This is a genomic window from Arthrobacter sp. 10L424 (assembly GCF_056395325.1).
This window is the reverse complement of sequence record NZ_JBFTJH010000001.1, coordinates 387,358-402,128: the sequence shown is the minus strand read 5'-3', so window position 1 is coordinate 402,128 and position 14,771 is coordinate 387,358. Positions and strand designations below refer to the sequence as shown.

The following is a 14,771-nucleotide window of genomic DNA, read 5'->3' as shown; positions in this document are numbered from 1 at the left end:
TCCGGCGGCAAGTCCGGTAGAAGGGAACGTGGGGCCTCGATGGTGATCTTTGCCCTGCTGATTCCCGTAGTCTTCGGGTCCGTGGCCATGGCCGTCGACTACGGCCGGCTGCTCCACGAGCGGCAGCAGTTGAGCAACGCCCTTGACGCCGCCGCACTGGCCGGTGCGGCCTCGCTCCCGAACGACCCGGCGGGCGCCAGCGCCGCAGCGCTGGCCTACGCCCGCGCCAACGATCCCGAGGCGGACCCCGCTGTCTCCTTCTGGTGCGTTGTCGCGTCCACCGGGTCCGCCAAGACTGTGGCGACCAGCCAGATCCCCAGCGTCTGCGACCCAGGGCCGGTCGCTGGCGCCAAATGCAACGAAGTGATCTGCGCGGTCCCGTGTATGCCCGGAAGCGGCCGCACCTGCAACACCATCACTGTGACCGACGACAAGAATGTTCCCTTCGCCTTCGCGCCCGTCATTGGCATCAACACAGGCAACACCGGATCCCTGGCCTCAGACGCCTGCCGGGGGTCCTGCGGTGCACAAAGCCCTAATCCGATGGACGTCGCCATAGTCGCTGACCGCACCAGCAGTATGAGCGACCAAAACATCACCGATATGAAGACCGGGATCAAGAACACTCTCCTAACCATGTCCAAGGATCAGCAGTATGTGGCATTTGGAACCATCCACAGGAGTGCCCCCATCGCCGGCGGTTGCCAGACCAATCCGTCCGGATCCGCGACCACCGGCCCTTGGATTCCGATTCCGTTCTCGAACGACTACAACAATCCGGGCTCCACGCCGACCGCCAATGGCAGCAGCACGCTCGTCAAAGCAATAACTTGCTTGAACAAGTCGTCGGGCTTTGGCACCTACCTTGCGTCGCCCTTGAAAGCCGCCGCACGCTACGTGCTTGGCAAGGACGCGAACAATCTGGCGAGCCTGACCGCGCGCGCTGGCACTGCGCGCAAGGCAATAATCCTGGAGACTGATGGCCAGCCCAACGAGAGCAACATCGCGGGGTCCACGTCTGTAGACTCTGCCGGTGACATCGGCAGTTCAATCGTTTCAACTGCCTGCAACAACCTGAAGGCAGTCGCAGCCGATGCCAAGGACAAAGACATCCTCATCATCACGGTCGGCTTCGGAAGCGCCAACACCGACTCCTGCGGCGGCGGCGTACTTGTCCGGGACGTGCTCGCCGCTGCCGCCTCAGAGAAATCCCCGAGGGTCCCCAGTACTGCCAGCAACGACTGCCAGAGTGCTGCGAAGCGGGATGCTGAGAACGCGGATGGAGATTACTTCTTCTGCGCCGCAAGCGGAACGGAACTCGGCCCGATCTTTGTCTCGGCGATCAACGCCATCAGTGGGAACTCGCGCCTGATCAGAATCCCCGGCTGACGGAACGCCCCGTGCGCAGGGTTTTCCCAGCCTGCGCACCCACAGACCAGACCCCCTTGGACCCCAGAGCCAAGGGGGTCCTCTGGCGCGCCGGCCCATTCCGCAACGGACGAGCGCAGAATCTGCGCAGGGAACGTACAGGGAACGTGCAGTTTGGGAAGCCTTGGCACAGGATACGTCCACGTCGAATCGTCGGCGTGTCGCTCGTTGCTAAGTTCCTCTCAGTGCTGGTGCAGGGCCAGCCCCAACTCGCTCAGGAGTCACCCATGCGTTCCTTTTTCTCCAACCTCGCAACCCGCCTTCGCCGTGACCAGCGCGGCGCCACCGCCGTCGAATACGGCATTATGGTCTCCCTCATTGCTGTCGTGATCATCGTCGCCGTCACACTGCTCGGCAACAACCTGGTCACCACGTTTAACGGTGTCGCTTGCAGCGTCAAGGGAGGCACCATGGGCGCCGCGACCACCGTCGGCGACGTGACCACGCCGGGCGCCTGTTCCAAGTAGCACAGACCCACGATGCACTAGTCAGGGTTGGGGAAGGCTCCGGCCTTCCCCAATCCTGACTGTCTTACAGGCGCCGAAAAACCAGCAACTCAAGGAAGGCGGTCCCCCATGTCCCAGACAAAGGAACGGGGTGCCGTCGCGGTGGAGTTCGCCCTCCTCGCTCCGGTCCTGGTGATGCTGCTGCTGGGCATCATCGAATTCGGCAGGGCCTACAACGTTCAGATCTCCCTCTCCAGCGCCGCCCGCGAAGGCGTCCGAGTCATGGCGATCGGGAACAACCCGACGGCCGCCCGGGCTGCGGCGAAGAACGCAGCCGTTTCAGTCCAGCCCGGGCTGAGCGACGCCAACATCACGTTCAGCCCCACAACATGCGCCCCCGGTGCCCAGATGACGCTAAAGATCACCTACACCCTGCCCACCATGACGGGAATCGCGGGTCCGTTTGCCATGGAGGGCAAGGGGGTGATGCTGTGCAGCGGTTGAAGCCCAGGCGAGGGGACGGCGAGCGCGGGGCCATCAGCGTCCTCGTCGCGATTCTTATGGTGACCCTGCTCGGTTTCACCGCGGTCGCCGTCGACGTCGGCATGCTGTACGCCGAGCGGACACAGCTTCGAAACGGAGCCGACGCGGCGGCCCTCGCCGTCGCGCAGAAGTGCGCGCGGAACCTCAACGATCCGGACTGCTCAACGACGTCCACGCTCGCCCGCAGCCTCGCCAACAGCAACGCCGGCGACGGGGCCAGCAACATCAAAGCCGTCACCCTCGACAAGACAGCCGGCACCGTCACCGTGGCGGCAGGCGCCCAGGAACCTGGCAGGGAGCCCAACAGCGTATCGCTCTTCTTCGCCCGCGCCATGGGCTATAACGGCGCCGAAGTGAACGCGGGGGCCACGGTTCAATGGGGAAGCCCCGTGGCGGGGCCGACGGCGTTTCCGCTCACCTTCTCTATCTGCCAGGTCAAGAACCACGTCGACGGCGGCCTGCAATTGCTCGTGAGCCACGGCAAGAAGGCCGACGCCGACTGCAACTATGGCCCGTCCGGCGCCCCCGTCCCGGGCGGCTTCGGCTGGATCAAGCGCACGTCGGGTACCTGCGACGGGATCATCAATCTGGCCGCTGGGGCCCCCAGCGAGCCTGGCAACAGTTTTCCGGGCGCCTGCGACGATCTCATGCGGAAATGGGCGGACACCATCACGGCAGGCAATGACGTGACGGTACTCCTTCCTGTTTTCAACGCGGTAACGGGCACCGGAGCCGGAGCCAGCTACAAACTGATTTCGTTCGCATCTTTTAAAGTCACGGGCTGGAATTTTAGTGGCGGCAACAAGCTGCCCACGTCCTTTCACAACAGGTCCCCCTTCGTGCCCCCGTCCCTGAACTGCGAAAACAGCTGCACGGGCATCATCGGCAGCTTCATCCAGTACGTCTCCTTGGCCGACGGCTACACCCTCGGAGTGACACCGGAGGACTTTGGCACGGACATAGTTCGCCTCACTCAATAGATGTCAGCACACCCGCAGACCCCTACGTTCAGGAGCAGTCTTTGAAGTCACGCTTGTTGGCCGGCGTCGCCGCCCTCGTCCTGGCGATCCTCGGGGCGTTGCTGGTGGTCAGCTACGCGCAGGGCGCCGATACAAGGGCGGTTCAGGGACTGGATCCGGTCACCGTCCTCGTGGTGCAGAAAGCCGTGCCCGCCGGCACCTCAGTGGCAGCCTTGGCAGCCTTCGTGGCGAGTGAAGAACTTCCCGGAAAGGCTGTTACCAAGTCTTCGCTGAAGAACCTCGACGGGCTGGCCGAAAAGGTCACCGCCGTCGAACTGCTCCCCGGCGAGCAACTGGTCGCGGAACGGTTGATCGCGCCGGAGGAGCTCAAGGGGAGCGGGTCCGTAGATGTCCCGGAGGGCCTGCAGGAAATCTCATTCCAGCTGGAGCCGCAGCGCGTAGTCGGCGGCCGGATTGTTCCGGGGGACCACATCGGCATTTTCATCTCGCAGAAGAAGGATGGAATCGAAGCGAAACCGGACAAAGAGACGACGCAGCTGGCCATTCACAAAGTGCTGGTCACCGCGGTACAGCGCGCTCCGGTCGCGACGCCTTCACCCCAGCCGGGTGCTGCCGGCGATTCAACCGCACCATCCGAAGACACTTCACTCCCCACTGGTTCCCTTCTCCTGACCGTGGCCGTGAATGACGTCAACGCGTCAAAGATAGTATTCGCCGCCGAGTACGCCAGCCTCTGGCTTTCCAAAGAGCCGCTCAATGCCACGGACAGCGGCAAGCCTGGAATCATGACAAAACCGGAGGTTTACAAGTGAGCCGCTTTGTCCTCATCACCCCTAACACCGACTTCGACTCCCGCGTTCGGCAGGCCCTGGCCGGCGGGCTCCCGGGCGGGCTGCAGACCTTCGCATTCGTCAACCCATCCGATCCCGGCGAACTGTTCGCCAATCTCAACCAGGAACGCCCCGAGGTGCTCATCTTGGGACCGGACATCCCGGTTGAGGATGCCCTGCGGCTCGCGACGGTCTTCGACGTGCAGCTGCCGGAGCTGAGTGTGGTCCTGGTCGGCGAGCCGGATCCGGCCTTCGTCCTGCCCGCCATGCGTGCCGGCATCCGGGACATCCTCGGCCCGGAGTCGGATCCGGCCCAGATCCGCATGCTGTTGGAACGCGCCTGCCAGTCCTACGCGAGCCGGAGCCGGACCTCAGCCGTCCAGCAATCCGAAGGCCCCAAGGGGCTGGTCATCGGCGTCTTCTCCCCCAAGGGCGGCGTCGGCAAGACCACCATCGCCACCAACATCGCTATCGGCCTGGGCAAGGTCGCCCCGATGGGCGTCGTCATCGTCGACCTGGATCTGCAGTTCGGCGACGTGGCGTCCGGCCTCTACCTGAACCCGGAGCACACCGTCACGGACGCGGTCTCCGCCGCCGCCAGCCACGACTCCCTGGTGCTCAAGGCGTTCCTGACCGTCCATGCCGGCAACATCTACGCCCTCTGCGCCCCGCGGAGCCCGGAGGAAGCGGACGACATCACCCCGCAACAGGTCTCCCGGCTCCTCGAACAACTCGCGGAACAGTTCCAGTACGTCGTTGTGGACACCGCTCCCGGCCTGCCCGAAGTCGACCTGGCCGCCATGGAGCAGTGCACCGACGTCGTCTGGGTCACGGCCATGGACGTCCCGAGCATCCGCGGCCTCCGCTCCGGCCTCGGAATCCTCCGCCGCCTGGACCTGCTGCCGGAAACCCGCCACGTGGTCCTGAACATGGCCGATGCCAAGTCCGGCCTCAGCGTCCAGGACGTGGAGGCCACCATCGGCGCCCCCGTTGATGTCAGCATCCCTCGCTCCAAAGCCGTGGCCTTCTCCACCAACCGCGGCATCCCGGTGCTGCAGGACGGCCGCAAGGACCCTGCCATCAAGGGACTCAGGCAACTTGTGGCCAGGTTCGATCCCGCGTGGCGCGCTACTGCGCAGAAGAAGCTGCACCGCCGGGTGGTGGTCTAAGTGAAGCTCTCCGAACGGCTCCGCACCGCCGAAGGCACACAGGCTCCGGCCGGTACCCCGGCCCCGAATCCGGCGCCCGCCCAGCCGCCGTCCCGTGCGGAGACGACGGCGGCCGCTGCCCCCGCCGTCGAACTCCGCAAGCCCGTCACCAAGGCTCCGCCGGCTTTCACCGAACCGGCGGACACGTACCGGTCCAAGGCCCAGCAGCCCGTCGACGTTTTCGCGGCCCTCAAGCAACGCGCCGCGACCGCCCTCTTCGAACGGATGGGGACCCGGTTCAACGATTCGGCCGTCAAAGAGGACGAGCTGCGGACCTCCGCGAGGGAGGAGCTGATCCGGATCATCGACGCCGAACAGGTCCCGCTGTCGTCCGAAGAACGCTCCCGCCTCGTCCAGGACGTCGCCGATGATGTGCTGGGCTACGGTCCCCTGCAGCGCCTCTTGGACGATCCCGCCGTCACGGAAATCATGGTCAACGGCATGGACCAGATCTACGTCGAGCGGCACGGCAAGCTGACCCTGACCGAGTCGCGCTTCAGCTCCGAAGACCACCTGCGGAAAGTGATTGAGCGGATCGTCTCCAAGGTGGGCCGCCGCATCGACGAGTCCTCCCCTCTGGTGGACGCCCGCCTCGAGGACGGTTCCCGCGTCAACGCCGTCATCCCTCCGCTCGCAGTGGGCGGTTCCTCGCTGACCATCCGAAAATTCAGCAAAGTGCCGCTGACGGTCCGGAACCTCATCGAGTTCGGCACCCTGACACCGGAAATGGCCGAACTCTTGAACGCCTGTGTAAAGGCGAAACTGAACATCATCGTCTCCGGTGGCACGGGCACTGGCAAAACGACGCTGCTCAACGTGTTGTCCTCCTTCCTGCCCGACGACGAGCGGATCGTGACCATCGAGGACGCCGTGGAACTGCAGATCCAGCAGCGCCACGTGGTCCGGCTCGAAAGCCGCCCGCCCAACACCGAAGGCAAGGGCGAAGTGACCATCCGGGAGCTGCTGCGCAACTCGTTGCGCATGCGGCCGGACCGGATTGTGGTGGGCGAGGTCCGCGGCGGTGAATCGCTGGACATGCTCCAGGCCATGAACACCGGCCACGACGGGTCCCTTTCCACGGTCCACTCAAACTCGCCCCGCGACGCCGTCGCACGCCTGGAAACCCTCGTGCTGATGGCCGGCATGGACCTGCCGCTGCGGGCCATCCGGGAACAGATCGCCTCCGCCGTCAACCTGATTGTCCAGATCTCACGCCTCCGCGACGGCACCCGCCGGATCACCCACGTCACTGAAGTCCAGGGCATGGAAGGGGACATAGTCACGCTGCAGGACGCATTCGTCTTCGACTATTCGGCCGGCGTCGACGCCCACGGCCGTTTCTTGGGAAAACCGGTGCCCACCGGAATCCGGCCCCGCTTCATTGACAGGTTCGAGGATCTGGGCATCTACGTCTCCCCGGGCGTGTTTGCGGCCCCGCTGACCGCCGCCGGAAGGGTGTGACCGGCCATGACCCTCTTGCCTGTTGGCGTCGGGCTGCTGTTCACGGCGGTGCTGCTGCTCGGCTACGTGCTGCTCGCCACGGGCGGGGCCAGCGTGCCGCTGGACCGCCGGCGGCCCGTCCAGGACCGGCCCGACTCCCAGCTCACCCGGTTCGCAGGTTCGGCCGTGCACCTGGTCGATCGCTTCTTCGCCCAACGGAAGGTCCGGTTGTTCAACCGGGAAGCGCTGGAAAACGCCGGCCTGCGGCTCAGCCAGGGCGATTTCTTCGTCCTGGTGCTGGCCGGGGCACTGGTGGGAGCGGTGGCGGGCCTGGTTGTGGCCGGCCCGCTGCTGGCTGTTCTCTTCGTCGTGTTGTCCCCGCTGGCGGGGCACCTCGTGCTCGGTTTCCTGGCCGGCAAACGCCGGAACACGTTCGACCAGCAGCTCGGCGACACGCTTCAGCTGCTGGCCGGCGGCCTGCGCGCCGGGCACAGCATCCTGCGCGCCATTGATGCCGCCGCCACTGAATCCCAGAGCCCGACGTCGGAGGAGATGCGCCGGGTGGTCACGGAAACCAGCCTGGGACGTGACCTCCAGTCTTCCCTCAACGACACGGCCGAACGGATGCGGAACGAGGACTTCGTCTGGATCGCCCAGGCCATCCAGATCAACCGCGAAGTCGGCGGAAACCTCGCCGAGGTCCTGGACCAGGTGAACGAAACCATCCGCGAGCGCAGCGAAATCAAGGGCCACATCAAGGCCCTCGCCGCCGAGGGCAAGTTCTCCGCGTACATCCTGATGGCCATGCCCATCGGCATTGTTGTCATGCTGATGCTGGTCAACCCCGGCTACATGAACGTGATGTTCACCCGCCCCCTGGGCTGGGGCATGATCGTCGCGTCCGTCGTCCTGATGACCATCGGCGGCTTGTGGATGCGCAAGATCATCGACCTGAAGTTCTGAGGCGGGCATGAACTCACTGGTGCTGCTTTCCGTGCTGCTGGTCTCCGCCCCGGTGGGGTACCTGGTGTGGTCGCTGCTGTCCGTGGACCGCTCGTCCCAGCGGGCTGTCCGCACGATGCTCGCGGCCGGTGCGGACACTGCCGGGCCTGCGGAGCAGAACCAGAGCAAACTGCTGGAACGGATCGGCTACCGGCTGACGCCCGCAGGCTACGTGCGAAAACTCGACAAGCTCCTGTCACTTGCCGGCCGTCCGGCATCCCTGCCGCTGGGCCGGGTCCTTGCGGCCAAGCCGCTGCTGGGGCTAGTGGGGGCCCTGCTCGGGTTTTACATCAGTTCCACCGGCCCGACGCCGATCATTAAGCTGGTGGGGGTTTTTGTAGTACTGCTGGGCTACTTCATCCCCGACCTCCTGCTCTACAGCAAGGGCCAGGAGCGCCAAAAGATCATGCAACTGGAGCTGGCCAACACCCTGGACCAGATGCTCATCTCCGTGGAGGCCGGACTGGGTTTCGAGGGAGCCATGGCCCGGGCCGGCGAGAACGGCAACGGTCCCCTCGCCGAGGAGCTCGTCCGGACCCTCCAGGACATGCAGGTGGGAAGGAGCCGCCGCGAGTCGTACCTCGCGTTATCCGAACGGACCAACATCCCGGAGCTGCGCAGCTTCGTCCAGGCGGTGGTCCAGGCGGACACGTACGGCATTGCCATCAGCCGCGTGCTCCGGATCCAGGCGAAAGTCATGCGGGTCAAGCGCCGGCAGCGGGCCGAGGAACAGGCCATGAAGCTGCCGGTCACCATCCTGTTCCCCTTGCTTTTCTTCATCTTCCCGGTGCTCTTCATCGCCATTCTCGGACCGGCCGTCATCAACGCGATCGAGACCTTCAGCGGCCAGTAGCTGCCTCCTTCGCCGGAATGCCACAAGGTTTCCGCAGGATCACCCGGAGTGCGGGGTCAGGGTCCTGGCAGGCAGTAGCGTGGTCGCATGTCCTTTCTCAGTGCCCCCGACGACGGCGACGCCAGTGCAGCATTCTCCCCCGGACTCTTCCCCGGCGGAGCAGGCCCGGCTGCCCCCGAAGTCGCGCCGCTGGTGGACCCCGCGGCGCTCCAGGACCTGGGTGCCCAGCTGGAAAGCCCGTCGGTCGCCAAGGGGTTCGCCAGGGACTATGCCAAGATGTGGGACCAGCGCTACAGCTGCCTGGCGTCGGCGCTGGACCGCCGTGACGAGGCAGGCTCGCTGGAGGCGGCACTGAGCCTGAAGACGTCCTCGGCCATGGTGGGCGGAGTCCAGCTCGCCGGGCTCGCTGGAGACCTGGAGGAAGCGGTGCGCGGCGGCGACATGGCCCGCGCCGGCTCACTCCTGGCGGAGATCGCTGAGAGCGGCAGCGAAACCGTAGATGAACTGCAGTACAGCTACATTCTCTGGGAGAGCTAGTTCCGCTCTGGAACGAGCCGATACCCCACACCGCGGACCGTCTGAAGCCAGCGGGGATGCAGCGGATCCTCGCGCAGCTTCCGCCGCAGGTTCCCGATATGCACCTCGACGGCCCGTTCGTCGGATTCACCGATGTACGCATCCGCGCGGTAATACTCGCCCCGCACCACACGGACCAGGTCAGTCTTGGACCGGACGGCACCAGCGCCCTTTAGCAGGGCATGCAAGAGATCGAACTCGCTGCGGGTCAGGCTGACGGCCGCGCCGTCGACGGTGACCGTACGGCTGTCCGGATTGAGATCCAGCCCGTTATGGCGGAAGACGGAATCCTGCGGTGCCGGGGCAGCAGCAACTTCCGGCTGGGGCGCTTCACTGATGGAGTCCTGCCGGGGCCGCCGCATCATGGCGGCCACCCTGGCCCGGAGTTCGCGCGGCCGGAACGGCTTGATCATAAAGTCGTCGGCGCCGGTGTGCAGTGCCGTCAGCGTGTCCAGTTCGTCCGTGCGGGCCGTCAGCATGACCACATAGGCATCGCTGAACTGCCGGACCCGGCGAAGGACTTCGTAGCCGTCGATGTCCGGAAGCCCCACGTCCAGAGTGACCACGTCGGCTTCCAGGCGCCGGATGACGTCCACCCCCTCTCGGCCGTCTGCGGCCGAATGGACTTCGAATCCCGCCTGGCTCAGCACGGCTTCGACAAGGTTGCGTACGTCGGCGTCGTCCTCAACGACGACCGCGACTCCAAGGTCAGTCATGGCCCCCCTCACATCTGGTCCTGCTCCACTTCCAAACGCGGACGCGCCGGCAGTGCTGATCGCGTCGGCCCCCACCGGCATTGTCAGAATACCTACGCTGGGGGAAAAAACCGGTTCCGGCGCAGTAACAGAACCCAGATTACCCAGCTTTGTGTCAAGTTTGTATGACAACTGGTGTAAAACTGGAGCAGTGAGGAAGGAGCGCGGCTTCAGTGAGTGAACAGCGCCTGGTCCGGAGTGCGGACAGGTACGACAAACCCGTGGGCCCACGTGCGCGGGTGGTGGCCTGCCACCTCTCACTGATGCTCGTCCTGGCGGCTGCCGTGCCGGCAGCCGCCGTATGGTGGCCGGCTCTCCTCGACACCCCGGGTATGACCGCTGCTGTGGTGTTCGCTGCCCTTGTGGCCCTGGCCGCGTCCTTCGCCCTGAGCCTGGCACGGATACGGCTGCGCCTGGAACTTCGCCGGACCCGTGCCAACGAGGCGGAGCTGGAGTCACTGCTCGCGGACAGCCGGGAACGCGAGCGCCTCCTCAACACCATCCTGGACACCGTCGACGTCGGCATCGTTGCGCTCGACGCCGCGGGCCGCCGGCTGCTGACCAACAGCTGGCAGTCGGCCCTGGAAAAGTCCGCGGCGCCCGCAGGCGGTGCCGGGGGCGCGGAGGAGGCGCAGTTGCTGCTGACCGGGCAGGACCAGGAGACCCCGCTCCCCCTCGAACGGCGGCCTCTTCGGCGGGCCGCATCGGGAGAATCCTTTGCGGACTACCTTGTGCGATTCGGCGAGACCCCGGGCAGCCGCGTCGTGTCCACCGGCGCGCGTCCCCTGCGGGACGACGACGGCGGCTTCCGGGGCGCCGTCGTCGTTTTTAATGAGGTCACCGGGCTCGTCGACGCCCTGGCCGCGAAGGACGATGTCGTCTCCACGGTCTCGCACGAGTTCCGCACCCCGTTGACCTCGATCATCGGCAACCTCGACCTGGTCCTGGGTGATTCTGCCGGGCTCTCCCCCACCACCGTACGCCGGATCGAGGTTGCGCAACGCAACGCCGAACGGCTGCTTGCCCTCGTCTCGGACCTGCTGATGTCCGCCAACTCCACGGTGCACGTCCATCCGCGCCGGACCGATCTGGCCAGTCTCGTCGAAGCCAGCCTCGGCTCGGCCCAGGCCCACGCCCACGCATCCCGGGTCTCACTTTCCATGGAGCTGCCGGCTCCGCTCTGGGCCCATGTCGATCCGCTGCGGATCAGCCAGGCCCTCGACAACCTTGTCTCCAACGCCATCAAGTACTCCCCCGATGGCGGCAATGTCCACGTTTCCGCCAGCAACGAGCGGGACCGGGTGCTGCTGCACGTGGAGGATGACGGAATGGGGATGACAGCTGCCGACGCTGATCGGGTCTTCACCCGGTTCTTCCGCAGCCCCGCCGTGCGCGGGGGCTCGATTCCGGGTGCCGGGCTTGGATTGGCCATCACCAAGGCGATCGTGGAACGGCACGGCGGCAGTATCTCCTGCAGATCGCGTCCCGGTTGCGGGAGCACGTTCACCGTGGAACTTCCCGCCCAAGCGGCTGCCGCGGCTGTTTAGCCGGACTCCGGCCCGCCGGGTTACTGGCGGCGTGCGCGCGTCAGCTCGGCCCTGGCGAGCAGCCCGCCGGCCGTTGGGTAGGACACTTCCTCCAGCACCAGCGGATGCGGGGCGGCCAGCACGGACTTCGCGTCCCGCTGCCGGGCGAGCAGCCGTTCCTGCAGCCATCCCGGCTTCTCGACGCCGGCACCGACATACAGCGCCGAGCCGACCAGCGAGCGGACCATGTTGTGGCAGAACGCATCGGCCTGGACGGTGGCCACGAGAACGCCGTCGGCGCCGCGGGCAAACTCGAAGCGCTGCAGCTCCCGGATGGTCGTGGCGCCTTCCCTCGGCTTGCAATAGGAGCGGAAATCCTGGAGTCCCAGAAGTTGCGACGCGCCCTCGTTGAGGAGCCCCACGTCCAACTGTTCCTTGTGCCACAGCGTCGACGTGCGGCCCAGCGGGTCCCAGCGGGCCTGGCCGTCCGCGATCCGGTAGCTGTAGCGGCGCCACAGCGCGGAGAAGCGGGCGTCGAAGCCTTCAGGCGCGATCGAGACGCGGTGTACCTCAATAGCCCCGGTGAGGTCGCCGAGCCCCCGGTTGAGGGCGCCGCGGAGGCGCCGCAGCAGCGCGACCGCGGGATCCAGCTCCACGCCGCGGTTCAGTCCCAGCCACTCCGCCTCGCTGAGGTCGACGTGGACCACCTGCCCGCGGGCGTGCACACCGGCGTCGGTTCGTCCGGCCACGGTGACCCGGATGGGCCGGCGGATGAGCAGCGCCAGGGCCTCTTCCAACGCACCCTGAACCGTGCGCCGGCCGGGCTGGACGGCCCATCCGTTGAAGGGTCCGCCGTCGTACGCAAGATCAAGCCGGATACGCAAAAACCCGCCGCCCCCTCTAACGGGGGCCGCGGGTTTCTGGTCGTTCATAGACTTAAGTCTATGCGAAGAAATCAGCGAATTACTTCGCGTCCTTCTCGGACTTAGCGGCTTCTTCCTCAGCGGCCGGAGCCTCTTCGGTTGCTGCTTCGGTCTCAGCTGCTTCAGCTTCGGGAGCCTCTTCGGTCTCGGCAGCTTCGGTCTCGGCGACCGGCGCGGCTTCTTCCTTCTCGGCGTCCTTCTTGTCGGCATCGCGCTTGGCGGCGGTCGTAGCCTCGGCTACAACAGCCTGCTTGGCGGAAACCGGCTCGAGAACCAGTTCGATGACAGCCATGGGAGCGTTGTCGCCCTTGCGGTTGCCGATCTTGGTGATGCGGGTGTAGCCGCCGTTGCGGTTCTCCACTGCCTGTGCGATGTCGGTGAACAGCTCGTGGACGATGCCCTTGTCGCTGATCAAGCCGAGTACACGGCGGCGGGAAGCCAGGTCGCCACGCTTGGCGAAAGTCACCAGGCGCTCGGCGTACGGCTTCAGTCGCTTGGCCTTGGTCACCGTGGTGGTGATCCGCTTGTGCTCGAACAGTGCTGCGGACAGGTTCGCGAGCATAAGACGCTCGTGAGCCGCTCCGCCTCCGAGGCGCGGACCCTTAGCGGGGGTAGGCATAATAGTTTCTCCTCATATGGAAGCCGTTGGGCTGCGCACACCGTGGTGCATCAGCCCGCGGGCCAAGATCTGTTTTTTAGAGCTCGTCGTCGCTGAAAGCGGCGTCGTCCTCTTCAATTGCTGCGGCGCGTGCTGCGAGGTCAAAACCGGGAGGCGAGTCCTTGAGGGACAGGCCCAGTTCAACCAGCTTTGCCTTGACCTCATCGATGGACTTCGCACCGAAGTTACGGATGTCCATGAGGTCGGCCTCGGAGCGGGCCACGAGTTCACCCACGGTGTGGATGCCCTCACGCTTGAGGCAGTTGTAGGAACGGACGGTGAGGTCCAGATCCTCGATCGGCAGGGCCATGTCAGCTGCCAGGGCAGCATCCGTCGGCGACGGGCCAATCTCGATACCTTCAGCTGCGGTGTTCAGCTCGCGGGCCAGACCGAACAGTTCCACCAGGGTGGTACCTGCCGAAGCAACGGCATCGCGCGGGGCGATGGCCTGCTTGGTCTCGACGTCGACAATGAGCTTGTCAAAGTCAGTGCGCTGCTCAACACGGGTAGCTTCCACGCGGAAAGTAACCTTCAGGACCGGCGAGTAGATCGAGTCGACCGGAATGCGGCCGATCTCGGAGTCGCCGGACTTGTTCTGAGCTGCCGAAACGTAGCCGCGGCCGCGCTCGATGGTCAGTTCGAGTTCGAACTTGCCCTTCGAGTTCAGCGTGGCAATGTGCAGATCCGGGTTGTGGAATTCGACGCCGGCCGGCGGAGCGATGTCCGCGGCGGTGACGACTCCCGGGCCCTGCTTGCGCAGGTAAGCAACAACCGGCTCGTCGTGCTCGGAGGAGACCGACAGGTTCTTGATGTTCAGGATGATCTCAGTGACATCTTCCTTGACACCCGGAACCGTGGTGAACTCGTGCAGCACGCCATCGATCCGGATGCTCGTGACAGAGGCACCGGGGATGGAGGAGAGCAGGGTACGGCGGAGGGAGTTTCCGAGGGTGTAACCGAAACCGGGCTCCAGCGGTTCAATGATGAAACGGGAGCGGTTGTCGGAGACGACCTCTTCGGAGAGGGTGGGGCGCTGTGCAATGAGCACTTAGGTTTCCTTTCGGCGAGCATCCGCTATATGACGCAACACAGGTGGTGGAAAGATCGGTCTGAGACTTAACGCGGCTGGGCTTGCCCGGACCCGCGAAGGTCCGGGCAAGCACCGGTGCGTTGGAAAGCCTTAGACGCGGCGGCGCTTCGGCGGACGGCAGCCGTTGTGGGCGCTGGGGGTTACATCCTGGATGGATCCAACCTCAAGGCCAGCGGCCTGCAGTGAACGGATAGCCGTTTCGCGACCCGAACCCGGGCCCTTGACGAATACGTCAACCTTGCGCATACCGTGCTCCTGCGCACGCTTTGCGGCGGCTTCGGCGGCCATCTGGGCTGCGAACGGGGTGGACTTACGTGAGCCCTTGAAGCCAACCTCACCGGACGAAGCCCAGGAGATGACAGCACCGTTCGGGTCCGTGATGGACACGATGGTGTTGTTAAAGGTGCTCTTGATGTGCGCCTGGCCCAGCGCGATATTCTTTTTGTCCTTCTTACGCGGCTTGCGAACCGCGCCACGAGTCTTCGGGGGCATTATTTCTCCTACAGAAAGTTA

16 protein-coding genes are annotated in these 14,771 nt (G+C 65.3%); 11 read left to right on the top strand and 5 right to left on the bottom strand.

The features are described 5' to 3' along the window. Positions 1 to 39: 39 nt before the first annotated feature. The 10 genes from AC1DC5_RS01940 to AC1DC5_RS01895 all read left to right on the top strand — a co-directional run bounded on the left by AC1DC5_RS01940 (position 40) and on the right by AC1DC5_RS01895 (position 9,267). On the top strand, positions 40 to 1,389 hold the full coding sequence (locus tag AC1DC5_RS01940; protein WP_476863996.1) for a pilus assembly protein TadG-related protein: 1,350 nt from the start codon (positions 40 to 42) through the stop codon (positions 1,387 to 1,389). A 197-nt stretch (positions 1,390 to 1,586) separates the two neighbouring features. After that, positions 1,587 to 1,895 (top strand): Flp family type IVb pilin, encoded by a 309-nt coding sequence (locus AC1DC5_RS01935; protein WP_476863995.1) that lies wholly within the window; start codon positions 1,587 to 1,589, stop codon positions 1,893 to 1,895. Positions 1,896 to 2,003: 108 nt separating this feature from the next. Next, positions 2,004 to 2,378, top strand: coding sequence for a TadE/TadG family type IV pilus assembly protein (locus AC1DC5_RS01930; protein WP_476863994.1), 375 nt, complete (start codon positions 2,004 to 2,006; stop codon positions 2,376 to 2,378). Further along, complete coding sequence (locus AC1DC5_RS01925; protein ID WP_476863993.1) at positions 2,366 to 3,397, top strand: pilus assembly protein TadG-related protein; 1,032 nt, start codon at positions 2,366 to 2,368, stop codon at positions 3,395 to 3,397. Before AC1DC5_RS01930 ends, AC1DC5_RS01925 begins: the two co-directional genes overlap by 13 nt. 41 nt (positions 3,398 to 3,438) lie before the next feature. Further along, positions 3,439 to 4,209, top strand: coding sequence for a Flp pilus assembly protein CpaB (cpaB, locus tag AC1DC5_RS01920; RefSeq protein WP_476863992.1), 771 nt, complete (start codon positions 3,439 to 3,441; stop codon positions 4,207 to 4,209). Then, the gene (locus AC1DC5_RS01915) at positions 4,206 to 5,396 is read left to right on the top strand and encodes a CpaE/TadZ family protein (RefSeq protein WP_476863991.1); all 1,191 of its coding nucleotides are present in this window, start codon (positions 4,206 to 4,208) and stop codon (positions 5,394 to 5,396) included. Before cpaB ends, AC1DC5_RS01915 begins: the two co-directional genes overlap by 4 nt. Beyond that, on the top strand, positions 5,397 to 6,896 hold the full coding sequence (locus AC1DC5_RS01910; protein ID WP_476863990.1) for a CpaF family protein: 1,500 nt from the start codon (positions 5,397 to 5,399) through the stop codon (positions 6,894 to 6,896). Between the two features lie 6 nt (positions 6,897 to 6,902). After that, entirely contained in the window at positions 6,903 to 7,838 is a 936-nt protein-coding gene (locus AC1DC5_RS01905; RefSeq protein WP_476863989.1) for a type II secretion system F family protein, read from the top strand. 7 nt (positions 7,839 to 7,845) lie between these two features. Then, positions 7,846 to 8,730 (top strand): type II secretion system F family protein, encoded by an 885-nt coding sequence (locus AC1DC5_RS01900; RefSeq protein WP_476863988.1) that lies wholly within the window; start codon positions 7,846 to 7,848, stop codon positions 8,728 to 8,730. Positions 8,731 to 8,817: 87 nt separating this feature from the next. Further along, on the top strand, positions 8,818 to 9,267 hold the full coding sequence (locus AC1DC5_RS01895; protein ID WP_476863987.1) for an Hpt domain-containing protein: 450 nt from the start codon (positions 8,818 to 8,820) through the stop codon (positions 9,265 to 9,267). Here the strand turns inward: AC1DC5_RS01895 and AC1DC5_RS01890 are convergent. Continuing rightward, positions 9,264 to 10,022, bottom strand: coding sequence for a response regulator transcription factor (locus tag AC1DC5_RS01890; protein ID WP_441404359.1), 759 nt, complete (start codon positions 10,020 to 10,022; stop codon positions 9,264 to 9,266). The genes AC1DC5_RS01895 and AC1DC5_RS01890 overlap by 4 nt on opposite strands. A 212-nt stretch (positions 10,023 to 10,234) precedes the next feature. On the opposite strand from AC1DC5_RS01890, the gene AC1DC5_RS01885 reads away from it, so the two are divergent. Beyond that, positions 10,235 to 11,608 carry a sensor histidine kinase gene (locus AC1DC5_RS01885; RefSeq protein WP_476863986.1) on the top strand — a complete coding sequence of 458 codons (1,374 nt, stop codon included), beginning with the start codon at positions 10,235 to 10,237 and terminating at the stop codon, positions 11,606 to 11,608. Positions 11,609 to 11,628: 20 nt separating this feature from the next. Here AC1DC5_RS01885 and truA read toward each other — a convergent pair whose 3' ends face one another. The 4 genes from truA to rpsK all read right to left on the bottom strand — a co-directional run bounded on the left by truA (position 11,629) and on the right by rpsK (position 14,750). Next, positions 11,629 to 12,519 (bottom strand): tRNA pseudouridine(38-40) synthase TruA, encoded by an 891-nt coding sequence (gene truA / locus AC1DC5_RS01880; RefSeq protein WP_476863985.1) that lies wholly within the window; start codon positions 12,517 to 12,519, stop codon positions 11,629 to 11,631. A gap of 31 nt (positions 12,520 to 12,550) precedes the next feature. Continuing rightward, a complete protein-coding gene (gene rplQ / locus AC1DC5_RS01875) occupies positions 12,551 to 13,129 on the bottom strand; it encodes a 50S ribosomal protein L17 (RefSeq protein WP_476863984.1) in 579 nt (192 codons plus the stop codon). Between the two features lie 76 nt (positions 13,130 to 13,205). Beyond that, the gene (locus AC1DC5_RS01870) at positions 13,206 to 14,216 is read right to left on the bottom strand and encodes a DNA-directed RNA polymerase subunit alpha (protein ID WP_024366109.1); all 1,011 of its coding nucleotides are present in this window, start codon (positions 14,214 to 14,216) and stop codon (positions 13,206 to 13,208) included. Between the two features lie 132 nt (positions 14,217 to 14,348). Further along, positions 14,349 to 14,750: a 30S ribosomal protein S11 gene (rpsK, locus tag AC1DC5_RS01865; protein WP_018773682.1), complete on the bottom strand. Its 402-nt coding sequence runs from the start codon at positions 14,748 to 14,750 to the stop codon at positions 14,349 to 14,351. Positions 14,751 to 14,771 lie beyond the last annotated feature (21 nt).

Bases quoted from the DNA above. Each gene is read 5' to 3' on its own strand.
- AC1DC5_RS01940 (WP_476863996.1), top strand. From the start codon at position 40: ATGGTGATCTTTGCCCTGCTGATTCCCGTAGTCTTCGGGTCCGTGGCC.
- AC1DC5_RS01930 (WP_476863994.1), top strand. From the start codon at position 2,004: ATGTCCCAGACAAAGGAACGGGGTGCCGTCGCGGTGGAGTTCGCCCTC.
- AC1DC5_RS01905 (WP_476863989.1), top strand. From the start codon at position 6,903: ATGACCCTCTTGCCTGTTGGCGTCGGGCTGCTGTTCACGGCGGTGCTG.
- AC1DC5_RS01900 (WP_476863988.1), top strand. From the start codon at position 7,846: ATGAACTCACTGGTGCTGCTTTCCGTGCTGCTGGTCTCCGCCCCGGTG.
- AC1DC5_RS01895 (WP_476863987.1), top strand. From the start codon at position 8,818: ATGTCCTTTCTCAGTGCCCCCGACGACGGCGACGCCAGTGCAGCATTC.
- AC1DC5_RS01890 (WP_441404359.1), bottom strand. From the start codon at position 10,022: ATGACTGACCTTGGAGTCGCGGTCGTCGTTGAGGACGACGCCGACGTA.
- truA (WP_476863985.1), bottom strand. From the start codon at position 12,519: ATGAACGACCAGAAACCCGCGGCCCCCGTTAGAGGGGGCGGCGGGTTT.
- rplQ (WP_476863984.1), bottom strand. From the start codon at position 13,129: ATGCCTACCCCCGCTAAGGGTCCGCGCCTCGGAGGCGGAGCGGCTCAC.
- rpsK (WP_018773682.1), bottom strand. From the start codon at position 14,750: ATGCCCCCGAAGACTCGTGGCGCGGTTCGCAAGCCGCGTAAGAAGGAC.